Here is a 21,035-nt window from a genome sequence, read left to right on the forward strand (position 1 = left end):
CCAGCCGGTGTTCCTGGCTCTCGCAAGGAAATCAATATGATCAAACTCATCGTTACCGACCGCGAAGGCGAGGTTCACGAAATCGAGGCCGAGGAAGGGCTGACATTGATGGAGGCTATTCGCGACAACGGCTTCGACCAGTTGCTCGCGCTGTGCGGCGGCTGCTGTTCCTGCGCGACGTGCCACGTTCATATCGATCCTGCGTTTGCAGGCCGATTGTCCGAGATGAACGAAGACGAGGATGACCTGCTCGACAGTTCCGATCATCGCGATGTGACCTCACGGCTATCCTGCCAGATATCGCTGAGCACAGCGCACGATGGCCTGAAGGTCAGGATTGCCGAAGAGGACTGAACTGCCCGGAAAAGCTGGAAAGCCCAGGTCACAAAAATGGTCACAGTGAGAGCCGTCCGCGGCTCAAGCCTGTCGCCGGCCTCGACGTTCAATGTCCGGGATGTCGGACGATCCGGAACGGCAGGTATTTGGGCCTAGCTTGCGGATAGCTGCCGTTCGATGTGGCTATGTCCGGTGGCAGCTACGCGCCTCAATTTCAGACCTAACAGATCGCCCGACCATCGCCTGAAAGCGGACATATCTGCCGATACGCCACAAGGGCCGGATCTGGGACGAAGCCGCCGTTCGCGAACATGAACGACAGTAGCCGGTTTCGGCGGGACGCCAGACGTTAACTCAATTGCGCCGTTCACCCTCTGAACGGGCAGACGGGGCGGTAGGGGACTGTCCGGTTCGGGTATTATTGTGCGAATGGCTGCCGATGGGGCGTATCGGAAAATATCGCCTGATAGGGTTTCCGGCACTTTCTCAATCCGACAGGGTTTTCCGCACATTCGCCTCCACACGAATACCAAGAAGCGGCGTGCGCGACATGTTTCTGGCGGAATTGCATGCCGACTGCAGGGAAAACATGTGATTTCCGACAGGTGTGCAGGGATTTCCTGTTATTTTCGAATAATGTCGAGAATCTTGTCGGCAGCGACATCGGCACCGCTTTCCGTGCGCACCTTCTGTGCTACGCGATCTGCTTTCATTTCATAGTCGGGATCGTTCAATAATTTTCGCAACAGGTCCGTACCGTCCCGCATGAACTCATCGAGCGGCGCTGAAATGCCTGTCCCAAGCTTCTCAAGCCGTTTGGCGTGATCGAACTGGTCGCCCATCAAGGGCACAATCAACTGAGGCTTCCCCGACCGGAGGGCCTGTCCCATCGTTCCGACGCCTCCATGATGGATGATGACCGCTGCATACGGAAACAGCAGAGAATGGGGAGCGTAATCGACAACCTTGATGGATGGCTCGTCGATGCCCGGATCGAACGGCGTCAAAAGAACTGCTCGCATCTTCAATTCCCGCGCCATCGCAGCCACGCGGTGATAAAATTCCTGCGCAGCGAAGGGCACGAACGAACCAAGCGAAACCACGAGGGGAGGCGGCCCCTCGCCAAGAAAGCGAGACAGGTCCGCAGGTAGCGCGGTGAGCTTGACATCTGCGCTGTCGAACCATGGAAAGCCTGTCAGGCTTGCTGGTTGCGGAGCATCAGCGGGAATATTTCCCAGAGAGGAAGAGTAGAGGCCGAGCGAATATGCCGGTCGGGTGCCAGGCTGGAGCACCGGTGTCGCAGTGGATTTTGACAGCCCATGCGACAGGCGCACCGCGTCAATCCGCTTTGCATAGCGCCGCTTCAACTCCGTAGTCATCATCGCCCCAATCAAGCGGTTCCAGTTCCGACCGATTATCCCCAGCGGAGGTTTGGCTAGTCCGCCGAATCCCGGTGCGACCGGCGGGTCAAGAAGGGAGAACCACGACATCGGTTGCAAAACGGCGGAGATATAGGGAACGGAGCGGGCTTCGGCGACAATGGGAGCGGCAAGGGCAAATATGGAACCGACAATCGCGTCGGCACCGGAAACGATTTTCAGTAGACGGTCGGTGCTCTCGCCAAGCGGCGGCAATAGGATTTGGTTCACGAGAAAATTTGTGTCCGCAATGACTTTCCGAACGATTTCATCGTCTTCAAGACCTGTCGCACGCCCAAGTTCATCAAATGACGGTAGAATGGCTTCTGCTTCCAAACCGGCATCCCTGCATTTTGGAACATGATCCAGGGGAACCGCCAATATCGGTCGCGCACCGCGTATGCGAAGAGCTTGGCCGATGGCAAGGAACGGGTGAAGGTCGCCCAAAGAACCTACGGTCGCGAGGATGATCCTACTATCTGTCATGGCCGAGCACGTTCTACCGTCGCTGTTACATCTCGATTACCGCAGCTTTCGCGGAGGATGCGGGACCAATGCCCGACAAACAGGTGTTTGCCTGCAGGCAGGATTCAGGCGAGGAAGTACCCGTGACGCGCTTAGGTTCAACTTCGCACGACGTCCTTGAAAATGAGGTGGCAAAATGCTACCTCATGGGCTGGAGGTGACCTATGGCCCAGTCCATCAAACTTGCCGACGACATCATGAAGATCGTCCGCCGCGAGTCCGAGTTACAGAGCCGCTCGATTGCTGGCCAGATCGCCCATTGGGTGCGCATCGGCCGCGCCATCGAGAAATCTGGCAATTTCGATCATGTCCGCATCACCGCTGCGCTTGCCGGCCACATCGAGACAACAGACCTGACCGAAGAGGAAAAGGACGTCTGGCTCGACAGTTTTGTCGAGAAAATGGGGCAGCCCGGGTCCGACGAGGACGCTTTCTTTGCCCGGCGACGGCAGCTTGGTTTTGGCGTTGGCCTTGATGCGGCCGGCAATCTCGTACGCGAGAAGGCCCCGCGCAAGGCATGAAGCCGACGATGATCGTGCTTGCCGGGCCTAACGGCGCCGGTAAGTCGACTCTCTACCAGACCCGTGTAGCACCAAGCTTCGCAGGATCATTCATCAACGCCGACATCATCCAGCGCGACGAACTGTGCGATCCCTCTCCAGCCGCCTCTTACGAAGCGGCCAGGATCGCATCTTCGCGCCGGGCTGACTATCTTTCTCGACGTCGCGATTTCGTGACCGAAACGGTCTTCTCGCATCCTTCCAAGCTTGAACTGATCGACGAAGCACGAACCAAAGGCTTTACCGTCATCGTGATGCATGTCGGCGTCGAAACGCCAGATCTCTCTGTCGCGCGTGTCGGTACGCGCGTTGAGGAAGGCGGACATATTGTCCCAGAGGACAAGATCCGTGCCCGTTATGCGCGTGGCGCACCATTCATCCGCGCCGCAGTCCTTAAAGCAGATCGCGGCATGGTCTTCGACAATTCGCGTCTCAACGAACCGCCGAGCCATTGCCTGACATTCGCGAACGGGCGGCTGGCCTTTGCGTTGCCGCGCCTACCCGATTGGATCAGATCGGTCTATGAAGCAGACTTGAAGATCTGAAGCCAGGTGCGAAGGATAGCCGGCAAGCTACCCAGTGCCAGCCAGGTAATCCGGGCTTAATCTTCATTGAGTGTAGTTTGCACAGCCCGATCGCCCACCCTGCGTCCAGATGTCGAACGTCGACTGACCTTCCTCAGCCATCATCTGGATCATGGAGATTTCACGTTCTGCAAGGGGCCGTTGAAGTTCTGCATAAAGCGTCCGATCATCTTGACCTGCACCCGAAAACTTCGATCTTTTCATCACACACTCCGTATCCGATCCTGCCATGGATCGACGGTTCCTACACCACCCCGTGGGACACGACCCAGTGCCGTGTCCAGGTCTTGCGCGGGCACGTCGAACCGGACCTGGCTTGCTGTCGTCGGCGCAGCGACGTCCGACAGCGCGGTCTGTGCCACGGCTGCGCCCGTTCCGCACGGCGCCGCAATGGCCAATGCAGACTGAGTGACCCGCAAAGCGATTACGCAGCTCTTTTTCGCCATTTTCCTCAATATCCCTCCCCATCTTTTGCTTATTGATTAAGATGCGATGCTGAGGTCTGGGCAGAGGAGAAGTAAGGTTACGAACGGTTGAGGATGGAGGCTGATACGTTACCGCTGAAAGCGGGAGCGAGCATTTCTTCGTTACGATATCATATTAAGATCACCGGGATCGGGTGGTGTTCGCCGGGGTGATGCCCCTACGCCAAGACGAGACGTGCTAAGGGTGGTGCGTCATCGGCCGACACCACCGCAAGTGCTTCGATCGGCCCGGCGCGAATGGCAGGCTATTCGGGGTTCCGGGCGAAGAACGGCGCGAACGCGCCATCCTCGACCGCAATACGGACGAGCCTCCTTGCCCAACGGCATTTTGGTCCTGATCGACGATATCGCTTGCCCATGCCTGAGTGAAACGGCGCTGCCTGGTAGGATTGGGACTTTAATGCGCCAAATGGACGATGCCGCCCATAACGACTAGCCCAATCAGACTCGACAGGGCAGCGCGCCATCCGCCCGCGGCAGCATTGCTGCGAGGGAGCAGTTCGGACGCGCCGATATAGAGAAATCCACCTGCGAACACCGCGAGAAGCAACGCAAATTCGCCGACATCGACCCTGATCGCCTGACCGAACGCGACGCCTGCCAGCGGCGCCACCGCATTCGCCAGCAGCCAGCGATGGGCCTTTCGGGAAGCCTGCACAAGGGATGAGAGGCAGCGCGACTATCTGCGGTTGCGTATCGATGATCCGAGTTTCGCGCGCCCGATAACCGCTGCGCTGTTTCCTGATGATGATGGAATGTCGGCACAGCTGATGTGGTGACGCTGAGGGAGGTTTGCCGCCAATGAAATATTTGCCGATCCTCGCCGCATCATTCAGTCGCGCCACGGTGTAGCGTCATGGACAATTCGCGTCTTTCTACACAACGAATCCAATTTATCACGGTCGAGGAGTTCGCCGGTATGGCTCGTGTCTCCCGACGAACTATCGATCGCTACCGGCGTGCTCGACCGGATGGCTTTCCAGCCGAATATGACCTTGGCCGCGGTTTGGTTCCTCGTCCGCGCTTCAAACTCGAAGAGGTCGAGCGGTGGCTCGATTCACGAGCTCTGTGGTGACACTGTGCAGCGCTACAATCGGGCGATCGCATTTTTCGAGGTCCGTAGAACCTGATGCCAATGGGTAGGCTGACGTGCATAAGAATGGCTTGGGCCGTGCGACGTAATCAGAAGGCTATACATGGAATTGTGTCATGATTTGTGATGTTGACCGACCGATAACCTGCAATTAGAAGTAAGAGATCGGCAGTTTTCTGTCGATTTCGCCGCGTTGTTTGAGACCATATCGCGTCATCATAATCCGCGTGTCGGGGGTTCAAGTCCCTCCTCTGCTACCACTATCATCCTGAAATCATACGTTTTTTGTCGAAAGCCACTGACGCGCTTTTTGCCGTTTTCGGGAAAGTTTACAAAGTGCTGTAAACTTTTACGCCGATAGGCGCTCTGCGAGGTCGATTATTACCCTCGCTTCATCGACATAGCGGGCACGGATTTCGCACACGCGTTTTGCTGTCCATCCGATGATTTTGGCAATCTTTTCATCCGTCAGGCCCTTAAGTGCCAGGAAGGTTGCAAAGGTGCCGCGTAGGTCGTGGATAGTGCGATCAAAGCCGTCTGGCTTGCGGCGTTGCCAGACGGTTTCCAATCCGCTTTCGGTCCACGGCTTCTGGCGGCTGTTGAGCAAAACGGCACCTTCACGCTTTTCGCGCTGATCGAGCCATTTGCGCAGTTCGGTATAAATTGGGATCACCGCCCGGCCGCCACGCTTGCGGGTCTTTTCGATGATGATCGCTTTTTCGCCCACGTTCGACCAATCGAGCCGGATCAGATCGCCCAAGCGCAGGCCAGTGAGGCTGGCGATCGATGGCACAGTCAGGGCAGTAGGCCTGTATGTCCTCTTCTGTTTCTTCGATCTGCCACCCACGGGGCAGAGCCTGCGTTTGGCGCAATTCCACCGCGTCGCAGGAAGTGCATTCGAACACATAAGGAACTTGGACCATGCGCTGGGCGCGGCGGGTGGATGAGGCGAAGGCTTTGGCAGATTGAATACGCATGGATGGTCTCCTGAAGGTTAGAGGCTGGGTCAGATGCAAAGGCAGGTGCGCAGGGCAATCAGCAGCGCGAGCGCTGCTATGATTGCGGCCATGCGCAGAGTGGCAGGCTGGTGATGGGGCGTGTTACTCGTTGGCTGCTTTTAGTGCGTAGGCTTTATGCGCTGAAGGGCAGGAATGGAGTGGATGGCGGAATGGCGGCTTTCAGGGAGATAATCGGCGATAGCTGACGATCGGCAGCGAAAAAATCATCCGGCAGCAATCGCCCAGTTGCGGACATCAAGTCTTTGCGGCACGATGCCTAGATGGGCTGGATCGTAGAGTTCATCATTCAGGGATTTTGGGAGGGAGCTGTCGAGGTAGCTTATCGGAAATGGGGTTGGCTTGGCGGTATCGTCGCTTTCCTCTTGCCAATCATGCTCATGGCATTCGCTCTATGGCTTGTGACCCGCTAACGCCCACTAGCGGACGTTCCAATCGCCGCTATCGTTAGACAGAAATCAAGAGGGCCGCGTGTTCGATTGGCTGAAAAGAGCGAAGCGATCTTCAAGTTCGCCTTCGACAAAAACGCTGCCGATCAACCCGGCGTTGTTCGATCAAGGAGGAGCGAGTCTATATGAGGCTCTCAGCAATCACTGGGCGTTATCTGATCCAAACACCTACACGCGCGGGGGTGCAAGCGCAGATGTAGAAGCGATATGCACTCCAACTGCCGGAAGATTTTCGGGCCTATCTGATCCATGCCGCGCCAAGCACAACATTCATGGACGACATTGGCACTCAGTGGTGGGCACCAAGCGGGATTAAATCTATTCCTGACGAATGCCCGGATGGGCCGCCCGGTCAGATTAATCATGAGATCGAACAGGAGAAAGACGCTTATCTTGTATTCTCTGACTATTTGATCTGGTGCTACGCTTGGTCAATTTGCTGTTCGAACGGGCCAAATCGAGGCAAGATCGCCTTGATCGGCGGCCTGCCGGACACGTTTGTGGCTAATAGTTTTCGCGATTTCCTTTTGCTCGAATTGACCGATGATCTGGCGATACTTCACCCGGCGCAGGGCTGGTGGCGCTGGCATCCAGAACATCGGGATGGGCTGAAAGCGTGTGATAGACATAGGCACTGCGCGGGCCAGCCACTGAATAGCCATCAGGGGCCAGCAGCACCCGGCGGCGCAGATTGTCATCATCTTCCATCACGGCGGCACTTCTAGTCTGCTCATCCGCTGGCACCAGCACTTGCCTTGTGACACCAAAGACAGCGGCAAGCTGGTCAAGATCGGAGCCTATCGCATAAGCCACCATGCAGGCGCGGGCGGCTTCATTGATCCGCTGGCGGATAATCAGTTCACGATAGGCGGCCACTTGCAGCACTTTGATAGCCGGATCGCTATCGATCAGGGCTGAAAAGCTGGGGTCTCGTTCCACCAGATCATCGCGCATCTGGGCAAAGATCACCTCGTAATCCAGCTCTTCCACCGCAACAGGGGCCGGAAGGCGGGAAAGATCGACGGCGGGGGAGGATGAAATTGAAGTGACCATAGCCACAGCTATGGAACACGTTCAGGCGCGCGCGGTAGGGCGCGGCGCGGTGGAATAAGGCGCTACCGCGAAGCAAAAGAGTAGATGCGCGATGAACACTTAACGGCGGGTTTCCCCCGCCGCTATATCAGGCCACCAATATATCAGCTCAGTGCGAAGCGACCCATTGCAGAAGCGCTTCGTCAATCCGTGATTGCCAGCCTGGACCACCAGACTTGAAATGGTCCACCACTTCTGGCGAAAGACGGATCGTCGTACTGATTTTTTTCGGGGCTTTCTGCGGGCCGCGTGGGCGGATCGATTTGGCCAGTTCAGGGAATGCCTGTGCGAAAGGCACCGCCTTGGCAAAATCTTCCTCGGTCCATTCCGGGTTATCGCTTACCGCATCCAGATCGGCTTGGGTGTATTTGGGTTTTGTCATTTCAGCAGCCTCCGTTCTTTGCGACTGGCCGGGCGAGCCGAAATGATAGAAATGGCTTCGGTGCCCAGCGTAGCGAAAATCACAGCGATTACGCCGTTGAGACGACCGATAGCTGCATAGCGCCCATCCTTTGCCTCGATAATAATTGAGGTCAGGAAAAAATCTTCGCCAATGTCTGCAAAGTCAATACCGTGCTTTGCGATATTTGCGTTGCGCTTCGGTTCATCCCAAACGATCTCCATGAACTTTTTGTAGTTACAATTTACCGATGATGCAAGTCTTTTTGTTACTACAATAAAGTCTTTTAGCTATCAGGATCGAGAAGTTCCGCAGCGACATCGAGCGCCAGTTGCTTATCACCTTCACTGAAACCGAGGAGGCGACGTTCGGGGTAGCGGGTTCGCACAGGCGAACCGCCGCGTAAGTATCCTACCGTTGCCACTTCGCCAAAGTGGCTGACTGATGCGACATTGCTGACCGTTCCGGTGGCGGGGCGGATTTCCACGCCTTCATCATCAGCACTGATCTTCCAGTTGCGGGCGCGGCGCAGGCCTCTGAACATCTTGCCGCGATTGCGTTTGAGCAGGCGGGAGCGATATTCTTTGCGAGGTTTGCGCGGTTCCATCGCAGTGCCATCGGGCTGGATGTTTGCCGAAATGCGTTTGAGGTTGGAGCGGCGCAGGGCCTGACCGAGTTCCACCGCCCCACGGCGGCGCTGGGCTGGTTCCAAGCCATGCAGGATCTGGCCGAACCATTCTTCGAAGCGGGAAAGGTCATCATCCACAGGCTTAGCTTTCCCACGGAGGGCTTCCGACCGCTTAATGGGCTTGCGTCGGCTGGAAGAGCTAGTCGCGATAAAACTTGAAACCCTCGACACAGGAGATTTACACATGACCACAGCAACGCAAAATTCCACCGCTAACAAGCGCCCTGACTTCGCCGTAAAGGTCCGCAAAGGAAGCGGAGAGAAAGCTCGCTTCGAGCAGATCGGAGTTGTCTGGACCCGCGATAACGGCTCGATGTTTTGCCGTCTTGTCGGCAGTCAGGTTGTAACGGATGGCTTCTACATCTTCCCGATCAACCGCGAGGCGGGGCATTAGCCCCGCCGTCATTCGCCGCCAAGAGCATTGCGAGAGCCGCTTGGGTTTTGTTCTTTCAGCTTGCGCAGGTTTCGAAGTTTCCAGCGCGGCCCGGGCAGGGCATCCAGCCCTGCAAGCGGATAAAGCGACCAGTCAGGTTCACAGGCATCGAAACTGCGGAGGAGTGAGCGATCATCCGGGGTGAGGCCACGATGGACTGCCCCGATGAGGCGGTCCATCGTGGCCTCGTGATCGTCATAGGTAAATTCATCGAATGCCATGCCCGCGAATTGCTTTGCGAAGGTTTCGCGTTGATCGAGATGGTTGGGTTTTAAGAGTTCCGATATCGGGCGGTTGTGGCTGACCAGCGCTGCGATGAAGCCCCAACGAACATCGGCGCTGAAACCTTCCGTATCGAGCAGACCATCATGCGCGCCGGTTGCAGATGACCGCGCAGAACCGCGTTTACCTCGATCTTGATTTGTGTGCCTTGCCGTTCACAAAGCAGTTTGACTTCGGGCGCGCTTGCGCTGCCTGACGGGCGGCAGCGTGTGTCAGGATATGTCGCTTCGACCTTTGCCCTGATGCGGTCAAGAGCCGCAGCAATTCCTTGCAGATCGTCGGCACGTTCACCGGCATTGAGCCATGTGAGGTCAATATCGACCGAAAGGCGCGGCATATCCCGCACGAACAGGTTGATCGCCGTGCCACCCTTAAGAGCAAGCTCTTCTTCCTGCCCGACCAAGGGCAGGACGTCGAGCAACAGATCGACTTGGGAACGATATGCCTCACGCATCGACGTTCACCAGTTCGGCTGGAAGGAGAAGGCCGTATTTGGCGACATACTTCCCCGAATGGACAAGGCTCCGATCACCCTTGCCAAGGTCCATCACGTCAGGATTGAGGTGGCGCTTAACGGGAAGATCGGCCCGTTCCGCCAGATAGAGGAACAGGCGTTTGACCTTGACTGAATTGCAGGCTTCAAGAAGTTCCTGCATCAGCTTCGGGCGCAAAGTGACCAGCCCTTCGGTGAGCTGCGCGGCTTCAACAAGATCGACAGCTTGCGGCGTCAGGTGCAGTGTTTCCAATATCGCCCTTTCAGGGCTGGACGCGCGCAGCTTGAAACCCTCAACTGCTTCAAGGTCAGTCACCCCAAGATCGGGGGGCAGAAATTTCGTTTGCATATGGCGTATGTCCACCGACCAATCATAGGTCTTGAACCAAGCGGGTAGCGCGACCTTGGGGGGAGAGAACAGAAATACGGTCTGATCTGCAAAGCGGAGATAGTGCGATTTGCCCGTCATCTCCAATGCGGTGCGTGCGGCAACATGCACGTCCAGCTTGAGCTGGGTCTGTATCGCCCATAGCGCGCCTTGCCACGTCACAGTTTCGACAGGCCGCTTGAATGCGCCGTGTCCGAGCGATTCCAGCCATTGCCGTAGCCCATATTTGTGGGCGTCCTGTGCCGTTATGCCGAGTTCCTTGAGGCGCACGGTCGTTATGACGGTATGGGGTCGCCACTCGTCCATAAGCTCCTTTAATTTTTTGTCTCTGGATAGCCTCATAGGATATTATTGGCGTAAATATCAAAGAATGGCAAGGCCAAGAGGCGTCTCAACCTTGAAAAAAAGGCCAAAAATATCCCAAAGAGATAGTTTTGGGAAAAAATTCAAAGAGCGCGCCATGAGTAACAGACATATCTCGCCTAAACAGCAATCCGCTTCGCTTCGTATCGGCTAAGGGCGCGCAGCTTATTTCGCCGATAGCTTCCTTCGCGCTCGCGCGAAGGGACAACGAAACTCTTGACCATTGGAATAGGCTTCACGCTTGTTCCTTGCAGCGCTCTATCATGTTATCGCAACCATAGAAAAAGCGGTGTGAGAATTTGTACCCACGCCAAGGGGGGATGGATGACAGACTATAAAACAAGTCGCCGTGTTGTGATGGCAGGTTTTGGCACTGGTTTGACGGCGTTGGCCATGCCTGCGCTAGCCAGTGGCGATGCACAGCCAGCGCGCAAGTTGGGCTATGCGATTGTTGGTTTGGGTTATTATGCCACCCAACAGATCATGCCCCAATTCGTCGGGTGCGAACATGCTCGGTTGACTGCACTGGTTAGTGGCACGCCAGAAAAGCTAGAGCGTTACGGGGCGCAATATGGAATCCCGAAAACGCACAGATACAACTATAGCAATTTTGATAGTATTCGGGATAACCCCGATATCGACATTGTTTACGTGGTTTTGCCCAATTCCATGCATGCCGAATATACGATCCGGGCGGCACAGGCAGGCAAGCACGTGATGTGTGAAAAGCCAATGGCGGTCAGTGTTGCCGAATGCGAGGCTATGATCTCAGCATGCAGCAAGGCCGGCAAGAAGCTGATGATCGGTTACCGCTGTCATTTTGAACCTTATAATCTTCACGCCATCGCACTGGCGAAAAGTGGCGACTTTGGTCCGACGCGGATCATTACTGCTGAGCATGGCTTCAATGCGAAGCCAGATCAGTGGCGGCTGGAGAGGCCGTTGTCTGGTGGGGGCTCCTTGATGGATATCGGTATCTATAGCCTCAATGCGACCCGCTACCTGACGGGAGAAGAGCCGGTCGAAGTCATGGCCATGGAATCGACGGATCGCAGTGATCCGCGTTTTACGAGCGTGGAAGACCGAATTGATTTCATGCTGCGGTTTCCATCCGGAATACTGGCAAACTGCGTGTCATCCTATAGTTCCAATCATAATGCCTATCGCGTCACAGGCACTAAAGGCTGGGTAGGGATGGAGCCTGCCACGTCTTATAGCGGACAACGAATGTCCGTGAATTTGCAAGGGGAAATCCATCAGGTCACGCTGCCATTCTCTCCCAAGACGCAGTTCGCAGCACAACTTGATCATTTGCCGCAAGCCATCGCTAGTGGAATTGAGCCGCGCACATCAGGCGCAGAGGGCCTGCGTGATATGCGCATCATCGAGGCGATTTACCGCTCTGCGGCAGAGCGTCGCGCCATAACCCTGACGGCTAAATAAGGACCATGAACATGACTATCGATCGCCGCAAACTGCTGGCATGTGGCGCACTGATGGGCGGTATGGCAACACTGCCTTCAGGCTTAGCACGCGCTGCCGTAAAATCGGGGGGCGGCACAACTCTTGAGCGTGTAGGCGGTATTACTCGGTTTGACCCTGAACTGGAAAAGATACTGGATGTAAATGCGCCGGTTGAAGTGCTGGCCACGGGTTATAGTTGGGCGGAAGGCCCGGCCTGGGTGCCCACCGGGGGATCGGATGGTAAAGGCTATTTGTTGTTCAACGATCCGCCGAACAACATCATGTACATTTATACTCCCCAATCTGGGGTGGAGACATTTCTTTCGCCATCAGGTTTGGTGGGCCCGGTTCCCAAGACTATTCGGGAAGCTGGTGCCAATGGTATGGCGCTCGATCTGCAAGGGGGGCTGGTGGTAGCAGACAGCGGCACTCGCGCGATTGCGAGGATCGATCTGACCACTAAGCGTAAAACAATCCTGGCCAGCACGTTTGAAGGACGTCGCTTCAATAGTCCCAATGACGTGGCCGTTTCTCGTGACGGGATCATCTACTTCACTGACCCGCCATATGGCTTGGTTGAGGCGGAGGCGTCACCACTGCGTGAGCTGGATTTTAACGGTCTCTATCGGTTGTCACCCGATGGTGAGGTAAAGCTATTAGGCCAGTATCATCGCCCGAACGGTGTTGGGCTTTCTCCGGATGAGCGCACCTTATATTTATCACTATCTGATGAAAAGCGTCCGGAAGTCCTGGCCTATTCCTTGGATGCGCAGGGGATGCCTACCGGTCCGGCACGCCTGTTCAACGATATGCGTGTCCAATTTGCCGAGGGGAAGCCTGGATTGCCTGATGGGATGGAGGTTGATCCTCGGGGTTATGTGTTCGCCACCGGTCCGGGTGGTGTCCATATATGCGCGCCGGATGGACGGCTTCTGGGAATGATCGCCACAGACAAGGCCGTAGCCAATTGCGCGATCGGAGATCGTGGAAAGACGCTTTATCTCACATCTGCTTCTATGCTGGCGCGTGTCTCCTTGCGAGGTTGATGCGCTATTCCATTCGCACTTGAGCCGCAGCATGGCTGCTATGTTGTCGTTTGCTGAAAAGCAGATTTTTGCGATCTGGCCTCCGATGGCGGACAGTCGGAAACCGGCCCAGTGTTAACGCCGGGATAAAATGGGGCCAAGCATCGGTTTAAAAACGGGCCAGTTGATCAAGCAAACACCTAGGGCCGTAATAAATGCGATTGCCAAACGCCTGCAATCCCACTTTTTGCAACGACAAAACTATTACAGACGATCAATCTCGATCGACGGGTAACTTTCAGGGACCGTCGTATAGAGGCCCTTTATACCGGCTAGTTTGGCTTCATCTATCAGCTGCCGAGACCACAGCCATGTGTAACCGCCTAGATCAATATCGGCAAAGCTATGGATGTCAGGATCAAGGTCGGGATCGATCACTGCGCCATTGCGGTTGGGGTATTTCACCTTTCTCATCCACTGCCCCCCCCCTAAATCCTCGTCCACGATCTGGATGTCGCAAAGATCAGGATCAATAGCACTGAGGCAGCGGTTCGGCATTACCAGATTGTATTCAACATCGCCGTCCTTGGCCTTGACAACAATAGGCAGGACCTCGAGCGATCCCGGATCGAGATCTTCAATCAGATCCCGAAGCCTGTTCGAAATTCCACAAGCAGCCGTCCCGGTCGTATAAAAATCGACCAGCCTGCCTTTCTTGAGCGAAAAAGAGACTTCCGGCGTCGGCAGAACATCAAGCCCTATTCGTTTCTTGCCACGCGCGCCCATCCAAGGGTTTTTCGTAAATTCCAGCGTGTTCTTCCAGTAAAATACACCAGGATAATCTCGATTAGAAGCAACAGCGAAGAAACGGTTTTCAACCACATCCGGCACCTTCGCCTTAAAAATATGCGAACCACCTTCAGGCACCAAAGCCAACAAATCATCAACTGTACGTTTCATTAGACTTATTTCCCTCGTGGACGCGATTTTTCGATGCATCACCCTCAACCTATTGCAAGGTGTTTTCGCTTGAAACGTAATAGTGCAAACTTCGTCGCAACAGTGCTTGCCGACCTCTCATATTGGAGCGCTAACGGTTAACAGTTGAGTTTTACATCATCTGGAGCCAAAGCCCAGCCAGCCTATGAGACAGGCGAGCGAGCAGGGTAGGCGTGGCACCTCACAGTGCGCGCTTTTCATGCCGGTTTTGATGCATTCTCGGCCATCGCTGAAAAGGGCGCAGGCCTGTTGCGGGGCACCTGAGTTTGGTACCCCGCCAGTGGTTGATGAGCCCGTGTGAGGCTTCAGGCTTAGAATTCGTAGCGCAGGGTGGCGGTTACGCTGCGTGGCTGGCCATAGGCATACTGGCTGTAGAAGCCGATCTGCGAATAATAGGTCTTGTCGAACAGGTTGGCGACGTTGACCTGCGCTGAGAGGCCATTGTTCATACGATAACGTGCCATGAGATTGACGAGGGCATAGGACGGATTGCCGAGCCGTTCGGTCTTGCTGGTCACTGGATTGGTCGCGTCTGTATAGGTGAAACCCTGCCAGCTCACACCGCCGCCGACAGCCAGGCCCTCGAGCCCGTCCTGAAAAGCGTAAGTCGTGAACAGCCGGGCTAGCCGCTGTGGGCTCAAAGTGTTGATCCGCACGCCATTGGTATCGCGGGCCTTGAAGCCAGTATAGCTCGCGCTCACTTCCCAGCCTGGCAGGATGCGGCCGTTCGCCTCGATCTCGAAGCCCTTGCTATGTGCCCCTTCGGCGGCTGTGTAGGCCTGATTTGTGGTTCCGGGAACCATGTGGTCAGGATCGATCTGGCCCAGATTGTCTTGCTCAATGCGGAACACGGCCAGCGAAGTCGTCAAGGCACCGTCAAAATAGCTGCTCTTCAGGCCCGCCTCGTAATTGACGCCTGTCACCGGCGGTAGAAAGTCACCGTTCCGGTCCTGATAGTTCTGTGGGTTGAAGATCTTGGTATAGCTTGCATAGAGCGTTTGCCCCGGAACAATGTCATATAGAACACCGGCGTAGGGAAGGAGGCGGTTGCGGTCGCCATAGTCCTGTGCGGTGCCATAATAATTGCCTTCGCGAGTCCACGAGGACAGTCGCGCCCCCACGATGACATGGAGTGGATCGGCAAGCGAGAGGCGAGTGGCAGCGTAATAGCCCCACTGCTTGGTTGTACGGTCGACGACCTGTGAACGCTCACCCCATTGAGGTTCTTCGAATGAGCCATCCCATTCGAAGAAGTTGCCGGTGCTGCCGAGATCAGACGTTCTGGCAAAGCTGTAATAGTCGAAATTCTGCTTGGCATAGCTAGCACCCAGTGTGAGCTCATGCTCGCGGCCTAGCAGCGCGAAAGTGCCATTGACGCGAAGGCCAAAATCGATCTGGTCAGATCTGCTCTGATAGCGCGAAGCTAGCGGCGAGAGGCCTTCGCCGGTGTCACGGTCGAGGGTTCCGGACAAGTAGAGTAGCCGCAGCTTACCCTTATTCTGAGTGTGGTTGGCGTAGCCTTTGATGGTCCAGTTCGAACCGATCTGCTGGGTCAGGTTGAGGAACTGTGTTGCATTCGTCGATTGCCAGGATGCCCATTTGGCGGCGGTTGTTTTGGAACGGCGCCAGTCAGTGCGCGATCCGTCGGAGAACCACACCGGCAAGCCACCCCACTGGCTGCCATCGGGATCATTCTTCTGGAATGAGGCGCCCACGGACAGAAGTGTCGTAGGGGACAGGTCGGCATCGACCACGCCGTAGGCGATGCCGGTGCGATCCTGAAGATAGTCGACAAAGCTGTCGCCCTTTGCATAGCGGCCCACTACCCGCGCGCGCACTGTGCCATCGGATGTGATGGGCGTGGAAATATCGCCTGTCAGCGACCAGCGGTCCCAACTGGCGTAGGAGCCAGCAACCGAACCAGTCAGTTCCTGGCTGGTTGCGTGCTTGCGGACAAGGTTGATGGAGGCTGAAGGGTTCCCGGCACCGGTCATCAGGCCGGTTGCACCGCGCACGATTTCGACATGGTCATAGATCGCCAGATCGAGCAGAGATTCACCGGCGCTGAAACCGACATCCCATTGTACTGGAATGCCATCGACCTGATAGTCGCTGATCGTGAAACCGCGTGAAGAAAAGCCGTTGCGCGAACTGTCATAGGCTTGTGATGAGATGCCAGCCGCATTGTTGACCACATCGGTTAGCGTATGTAGCCCCTGATCCTTGATCCGTTGTGTAGTGATGACCGTGACGGACTGCGGAGTTTCCTGAATAGTCAGATCGAGACCCGTACCCGACGCAAGTGCCTTGTCGCTGGTATAGGCGCCAGTGACAACGATTTGCTTTGCCCCGTCCGCATCGCTGGCTTCATCAGCCTGTGCGGTGTTTGCACTTAAAACGCAGGCTAGCGCGCAAAGCGAGATGCTTGCATGGCGCGATGCTGCACAGGTATGAGGGCGGGTCGCGAAAATCATTGGTGCCTCCTGAATTCAAAACTGCAATAATGCAAATGCGAGTCAGTTTCATTTTGGCGTCGCACTAGGTTCCATGAGCATTGCCGTCAAGCAGGGAGTTCTCGGCTTGCTGACGTTTTGTGGATGTTTCTTCAGAAGGTGTGAAATGCTCTGGTCGAAAGCACAGGTTTAGCTCTGCTTCCAACAGCACTCAGCAGTAGATTGATGAGCAGCACACGAACGGTCGGGCAGGGGGGCTGTGCCGCCCGCCATTAGGGGATCAAACCGGATGCATGCTTTATCCATGATGGGGAGAGGCTTGCATCCGGTCTGCGTGATGTATCTTTCGTGGTTCAGGCGATTAAAAGCGCTTTTGTATCGAGGTGTAGAAGAAACGCCCTTCGGCGCTGGCAAGGCTCGCATCGTAACCATAGGTTGCATCAAGGAACGGGGGCTTGGAATCGAGCAGGTTGCGTACACCGAAGCGGATTCGGGTTCCCTCGATCGGACCATTCTGGAATGTGTGCTGGAGATAGAGGTTCATCGTGAACCAATCGTCAACCTTCCAGAATTCACCCGTATCGTCCTGTACGACACCAGTATCATAATAGGTCCCTACATAGCGCCCGAACAGGCCCGCACTCCAGCCGTCCTTTTTCCAGGTCAGCGTGCCTGAGGCCTGCCACTTGGGGCGCCCGTCCTGTTCGATAAGATTGCCGACGGCTTCCAGTGGGATATTGTCGCCCAGAACCGACTGGATAAGCTGTGCCTGTTCGGAAAGGCCCTGATAGGCTTTATCAAGATATGAGGCATTGATCTTGATATCGAAAGTGCCAAGCGGCGTTTCGGGAGGGCTGTAATAGAGGCCGAAATCGATGCCGGCGCTGGTGCGTGTATCGAGGTTGGTGAAGAGGTCGTTGATTGCGATGATTTCCCCGATCGGCGTCAACCCACTACCCTGATAGAAGGCGATGTCATCTGCGGTCGGATCGGCGCGTTGTACGCTGCCAAGCCCACCATTACCCTGCAGGCGTGAGACGTAATCCAACGCAGCAATGTTCTCGGCTCCGAAAATACCGACCAGATTGCGCTGCTTGATGTGCCAGTAATCAACGGTGAAGGTCCAGCGCGGCGTCGGGCTCAAAACTGCACCGAAGGAGTAGCTGGCGTTCTTCTCGGGCTTGAGTTCTGAATTGCCGAAACGCTTTTCTTCGACACGGTCATTGCCCGAACAGGCACCGAGGCTGGCAATGTCTCCCTTGTTGACGCTGGCCTGGCAGCGGTAATAATCGATGACTGTGCTGACGCGCGTGGTGACTTCGGTGTTGAGTTGTTCGAGGTTTGGCGCGCGGAAGCCTTCCGCATAAGAACCACGAAGCTGGAGCGGCTCGAAAGGATACCAGGAGGCTGCGAATTTCGGGCGAAATACACTGCCAACATCGGAATAATGTTCGAACCGGCCAGCCAGTTGCACATTGAAAGAGCGGATCAGCGGAACGTTCATTTCCGGGCTGACGAGAGGGATGGCGAGTTCCGAGAACGCCGAAAACACATTGCGCGATCCTTTGGAATCACCCGCCACGCTTGATCCCATGATGTCCGACTGGTTGATCATTTCCCCCGTGACGGCATCGATATAATTGATCGTACCATCCAGACGATCATCATAGTTTTCGTTGAAGCTGGTCCGGCGCCATTCGCCACCCAGTGCGATCCCCACATCGCCACCGGGGAGCGACAAAAGACGCCCGTTCGAGACTTTGAGATCAGCAAGGGCGAGGGTTGTCTTGCCGCGACGGGTGGTGTCGACCAGAAAACTGTCAATGGTCGATTGCGGATTGGCTGTGGCATCTCCCCAATTGGGGTTGGCAACATCTCCACCATTGAAAGGGTTGTAAGCACTTGAATCGGTGCGGTTGAGCGCTTGGCTGAAGAGAGTGTTACTCACCCGGTCGAAGGTCACATCCTTGGTCGTGGCTTCGGAATAGAGTGCTGCTGTGTCCCAGTCCCAATCGCCAATGGCTCCGCGAAATCCGCCGAGGAGACGATAGGAATCATTGTCGACGCGGATATGACGCAGGCCTGCATCGACCACGCGGTAATTGGTCAGCGTAACATCAAGGCCTTCATCCGGAATATCGAATCCCGTGATGCGGTTTGCATTGCCAAGAGCGCCGAGCGGATTCCAGTAGGCATCCTTTGAGATGTTAAACCGCGCTGAACTCAGGATTGAGGATTCACCGCGATATTCGTCGGTTCGTGCCCGGTAATAGCCAAGTTCAGAATAGAATTCGAAATTGCCAAAATCATGGTTGATGAAGGCAAAGGCGTTCCCGCGTTTCAGGGCAGGCGACATGGTACGTGACTGGTTGATGTTGTAACGTAGATCGCGCGGCAGGCTGCCATTGGCGATGCACAATCCGTCAGACAAGTCGCCGGTGCAGCCTTTTACACTGCCGGGCTGGATATGGAAAACACCGCCCGAACTTGTGAGACCTGCAACCGCGCCCGATGCGGTAAATTGGCCCCATGGGGTGCTGCTCGAACGGTTGTCAAAACTGGTGTCGCCTTCGAATCTGGTGCCTTCCACGAAGCTGCGCCGGTCACTGGCACCGGCATAACCCAATTCATGCGCCCAGACTTTGGTAGCCTCGTAATAGCTGAGCGAAAGCGAGATATGGGTGCGCCCTTCGTTGAAGCTCCATCCACCTTGCAGGTCACCGGAATATTTCATCTTGCTGGTGTTCTCGGCAAAGCCTACTTCCCCGGTCACTCGTAGACCTTCGAAATTATCGTCGAGTACGGTATTGACCACGCCTGCCACCGCATCCGAGCCATAGATGGCCGAAGCACCATCATGCAGCACTTCCACGCGCTTGATTCCGCTGACCGGGAGGGTGTTCATATTGACGGTGGAGACCGGAACGGAGTCCTCAGTCTGGGTGCCCGGGTGCTGCACCATGCGGCGTCCGTTCAGCAGCACCAGCGTGTTGCCCGAGCCGATACTGCGCAGATTGACCGAGGCCACGTCGCCGCGTGCGGAGTGGACACCGCCCGAAACTGTGTCCGTGCCGTTGAAATCCATCGTCCCATTGGCCGGAAGCGCTTGCAGCAAGTCTGCTGCAGAGGTGGGGGCGATGGCATCGATGTCTTCCTGATTGATCACCGAGACGGGCAGTTCGCCAGAGCTTTCGAGTCCCTTAATCTGGCTGCCGACCACAACGATTCCCGCATCCGGATCGGTGGATTGGGCTGCTGCGGCGAAGGGCAATCCGGCAAAGCTGCAGGAAATGAACAAAGCGGCTTTGAAGCGACTATGGCGTGTGGAAAGGAACCTGGACGAAAGCATGGTGTATCCCCCTGTTGCAGTTGTTGTCAGCCGGCGATGGGGGCTGACACAAATCTGCAATGGTGTTTCAGGATCGGGGAAGGTTGGTCCAATTCCGGTGCTTCCTTATGGTATAACCTCAGTCTATACAGTGCTCTGAATGCAAAAAATCGGAGCATGTCATGCGCTTGCGCCATATCGAAATCTTTCACGCGGTCTACGAACATGGTTCGATCAGTGAGGCAGCGCGAGCGCTGAATGTATCACAGCCTTCTGTCAGCAAGGTTCTGCGCCATGCAGAGGATCAGTTAGGATATGATCTCTTTCTGCGCAGCAAGGGCCGTCTTGTCCCGACTGAGGCTGCGCATGAACTCTTTGCCGAAGCTGCGGAAGTTTATATGCGGCTGGGCCGTCTTTCACGCGCAGCGCGCAACATTGGTGCGCGCAAGGGAGGGCATCTGCGTGTGGGCGTGCTGCCTTCGCTGGGGCTTGTGGTTGCACCGCGTGCGGTGGCGCGTATGCGCAACCTGCACCCGGATGTGACATTCGAGATTACGACTTTGCACAGCCGCGAAGTGGAGCGCTGTCTCTATGAACGTGAATGCGATGTCACGATCGGCTACCGGGTGCTGCGGCAATCTCCTTTGCGACAGATCCCGGTTGGAAATGCGGGACTTGTATTGGTTGCTCCCCGTGGAGAATTTGGCCCCGGTACTGGCTCGGTGCCGATTGACGTGCTGCATGGCCGTAACTTTATTGGCCTGCGTGATAGCGGGCCACTGGCCGATGTGTTCGTGAACGAGTTGAGCCGCCTTGAGATCGTGCCGCATGAGGTGGTGACATCGCACACCTATTATACAGCACTTGCCCTCGTGCGCGAAGGGCAGGGCATGACCGTTACCGACGCCTATACTGCTGCTGCGCTTTGCGCTCCCGACCTTGCCTACCATCGGCTTGAGCCCAATGTCATCGCTCCGATCAACGCCATGATGCTTGAAGACGCACCTGCTGAGGCGCTTATCACTCCCTTTGTAGACGTGATGCGGTCGGTGATGACCGAGCCGGACCCCGTGCTGGAGCGAGAGCCTGAAGTATAGCCATCGGTTATGCCCTTTCCAAAAAGCGGACATTGTGTTGTGATATCTAAGCCGCCAGACCCAT

The 21,035-nt window shown here is 55.9% G+C and carries 21 protein-coding genes and 1 pseudogene; 8 read left to right on the plus strand and 14 right to left on the minus strand.

What is annotated here, in order from left to right; all coding sequences use genetic code 11:
• The first annotated feature begins 36 nt into the window (after positions 1–36).
• The gene (locus GRI39_RS01440) at positions 37–354 is read left to right on the plus strand and encodes a 2Fe-2S iron-sulfur cluster-binding protein (RefSeq protein WP_160737914.1); all 318 of its coding nucleotides are present in this window, start codon (positions 37–39) and stop codon (positions 352–354) included.
• A gap of 605 nt (positions 355–959) precedes the next feature.
• On the opposite strand, the gene GRI39_RS01445 is transcribed toward GRI39_RS01440, so the two are convergent.
• The gene (locus GRI39_RS01445; RefSeq protein ID WP_160737915.1) at positions 960–2,240 is read right to left on the minus strand and encodes a glycosyltransferase; all 1,281 of its coding nucleotides are present in this window, start codon (positions 2,238–2,240) and stop codon (positions 960–962) included.
• A gap of 203 nt (positions 2,241–2,443) precedes the next feature.
• On the opposite strand from GRI39_RS01445, the gene GRI39_RS01450 reads away from it, so the two are divergent.
• Both GRI39_RS01450 and GRI39_RS01455 read left to right on the plus strand, forming a co-directional pair.
• Complete coding sequence (locus GRI39_RS01450) at positions 2,444–2,800, plus strand: ParD-like family protein (RefSeq protein ID WP_160737916.1); 357 nt, start codon at positions 2,444–2,446, stop codon at positions 2,798–2,800.
• Positions 2,797–3,384, plus strand: a complete 588-nt coding sequence (locus GRI39_RS01455) for an ATPase (protein WP_160737917.1) — start codon at positions 2,797–2,799, stop codon at positions 3,382–3,384. Before GRI39_RS01450 ends, GRI39_RS01455 begins: the two co-directional genes overlap by 4 nt.
• 63 nt (positions 3,385–3,447) lie before the next feature.
• On the opposite strand, the gene GRI39_RS01460 is transcribed toward GRI39_RS01455, so the two are convergent.
• Positions 3,448–3,627 (minus strand): hypothetical protein, encoded by a 180-nt coding sequence (locus GRI39_RS01460; protein ID WP_160737918.1) that lies wholly within the window; start codon positions 3,625–3,627, stop codon positions 3,448–3,450.
• Positions 3,628–4,305: 678 nt separating this feature from the next.
• Positions 4,306–4,566, minus strand: coding sequence for a ZIP family metal transporter (locus GRI39_RS01465; RefSeq protein WP_160737919.1), 261 nt, complete (start codon positions 4,564–4,566; stop codon positions 4,306–4,308).
• 16 nt (positions 4,567–4,582) lie between these two features.
• On the opposite strand from GRI39_RS01465, the pseudogene GRI39_RS14810 reads away from it, so the two are divergent.
• Positions 4,583–4,687, plus strand: a pseudogene (locus GRI39_RS14810) (DUF736 family protein); the annotation flags it as partial.
• 663 nt (positions 4,688–5,350) lie between these two features.
• On the opposite strand, the gene GRI39_RS01475 reads toward GRI39_RS14810, so the two are convergent.
• From GRI39_RS01475 to GRI39_RS01495, 5 genes are all read right to left on the minus strand, one after another.
• Entirely contained in the window at positions 5,351–5,794 is a 444-nt protein-coding gene (locus tag GRI39_RS01475; protein ID WP_343033268.1) for a tyrosine-type recombinase/integrase, read from the minus strand.
• A gap of 1,176 nt (positions 5,795–6,970) precedes the next feature.
• Positions 6,971–7,519 (minus strand): baseplate assembly protein, encoded by a 549-nt coding sequence (locus GRI39_RS01480; RefSeq protein ID WP_160737921.1) that lies wholly within the window; start codon positions 7,517–7,519, stop codon positions 6,971–6,973.
• A 148-nt stretch (positions 7,520–7,667) separates the two neighbouring features.
• Positions 7,668–7,940, minus strand: a complete 273-nt coding sequence (locus GRI39_RS01485) for a BrnA antitoxin family protein (protein ID WP_160737922.1) — start codon at positions 7,938–7,940, stop codon at positions 7,668–7,670.
• Complete coding sequence (locus GRI39_RS01490) at positions 7,937–8,182, minus strand: BrnT family toxin (RefSeq protein ID WP_160737923.1); 246 nt, start codon at positions 8,180–8,182, stop codon at positions 7,937–7,939. The genes GRI39_RS01485 and GRI39_RS01490 overlap by 4 nt, the downstream gene beginning before the upstream one ends.
• A 62-nt stretch (positions 8,183–8,244) precedes the next feature.
• Positions 8,245–8,724 carry a phage virion morphogenesis protein gene (locus GRI39_RS01495; protein ID WP_160737924.1) on the minus strand — a complete coding sequence of 160 codons (480 nt, stop codon included), beginning with the start codon at positions 8,722–8,724 and terminating at the stop codon, positions 8,245–8,247.
• A gap of 106 nt (positions 8,725–8,830) precedes the next feature.
• Here GRI39_RS01495 and GRI39_RS01500 point away from each other — a divergent pair, with 106 nt between their 5' ends.
• Positions 8,831–9,040, plus strand: a complete 210-nt coding sequence (locus GRI39_RS01500; RefSeq protein ID WP_160737925.1) for a hypothetical protein — start codon at positions 8,831–8,833, stop codon at positions 9,038–9,040.
• 8 nt (positions 9,041–9,048) lie between these two features.
• Here GRI39_RS01500 and GRI39_RS14425 read toward each other — a convergent pair whose 3' ends face one another.
• The 3 genes from GRI39_RS14425 to GRI39_RS01510 are packed head-to-tail and all read right to left on the minus strand — an operon-like array spanning position 9,049 to position 10,584.
• Positions 9,049–9,300 (minus strand): hypothetical protein, encoded by a 252-nt coding sequence (locus GRI39_RS14425; RefSeq protein WP_211371392.1) that lies wholly within the window; start codon positions 9,298–9,300, stop codon positions 9,049–9,051.
• Positions 9,301–9,350: 50 nt separating this feature from the next.
• Entirely contained in the window at positions 9,351–9,815 is a 465-nt protein-coding gene (locus GRI39_RS14430) for a nucleotidyl transferase AbiEii/AbiGii toxin family protein (RefSeq protein ID WP_211371393.1), read from the minus strand.
• Positions 9,808–10,584, minus strand: a complete 777-nt coding sequence (locus GRI39_RS01510; protein WP_160737926.1) for a type IV toxin-antitoxin system AbiEi family antitoxin — start codon at positions 10,582–10,584, stop codon at positions 9,808–9,810. Before GRI39_RS01510 ends, GRI39_RS14430 begins: the two co-directional genes overlap by 8 nt.
• A gap of 345 nt (positions 10,585–10,929) precedes the next feature.
• Here GRI39_RS01510 and GRI39_RS01515 point away from each other — a divergent pair, with 345 nt between their 5' ends.
• Positions 10,930–12,048 (plus strand): Gfo/Idh/MocA family protein, encoded by a 1,119-nt coding sequence (locus tag GRI39_RS01515; protein WP_160737927.1) that lies wholly within the window; start codon positions 10,930–10,932, stop codon positions 12,046–12,048.
• Between the two features lie 11 nt (positions 12,049–12,059).
• Complete coding sequence (locus tag GRI39_RS01520; RefSeq protein WP_246204818.1) at positions 12,060–13,115, plus strand: SMP-30/gluconolactonase/LRE family protein; 1,056 nt, start codon at positions 12,060–12,062, stop codon at positions 13,113–13,115.
• A gap of 243 nt (positions 13,116–13,358) precedes the next feature.
• Here GRI39_RS01520 and GRI39_RS01525 read toward each other — a convergent pair whose 3' ends face one another.
• The 3 genes from GRI39_RS01525 to GRI39_RS01535 all read right to left on the minus strand — a co-directional run bounded on the left by GRI39_RS01525 (position 13,359) and on the right by GRI39_RS01535 (position 19,895).
• The gene (locus GRI39_RS01525; protein ID WP_160737928.1) at positions 13,359–14,054 is read right to left on the minus strand and encodes an imm11 family protein; all 696 of its coding nucleotides are present in this window, start codon (positions 14,052–14,054) and stop codon (positions 13,359–13,361) included.
• Positions 14,055–14,404: 350 nt separating this feature from the next.
• On the minus strand, positions 14,405–16,567 hold the full coding sequence (locus GRI39_RS01530; protein ID WP_160737929.1) for a TonB-dependent siderophore receptor: 2,163 nt from the start codon (positions 16,565–16,567) through the stop codon (positions 14,405–14,407).
• Positions 16,568–16,907: 340 nt separating this feature from the next.
• Positions 16,908–19,895, minus strand: coding sequence for a TonB-dependent receptor domain-containing protein (locus GRI39_RS01535; protein WP_160737930.1), 2,988 nt, complete (start codon positions 19,893–19,895; stop codon positions 16,908–16,910).
• Positions 19,896–20,056: 161 nt separating this feature from the next.
• Here GRI39_RS01535 and GRI39_RS01540 point away from each other — a divergent pair, with 161 nt between their 5' ends.
• A complete protein-coding gene (locus GRI39_RS01540; RefSeq protein ID WP_160737931.1) occupies positions 20,057–20,971 on the plus strand; it encodes a LysR family transcriptional regulator in 915 nt (304 codons plus the stop codon).
• Positions 20,972–21,035 lie beyond the last annotated feature (64 nt).

This window comes from Altericroceibacterium indicum (assembly GCF_009828105.1).
GTDB classification, from domain to species: Bacteria; Pseudomonadota; Alphaproteobacteria; order Sphingomonadales; family Sphingomonadaceae; genus Altericroceibacterium; species Altericroceibacterium indicum.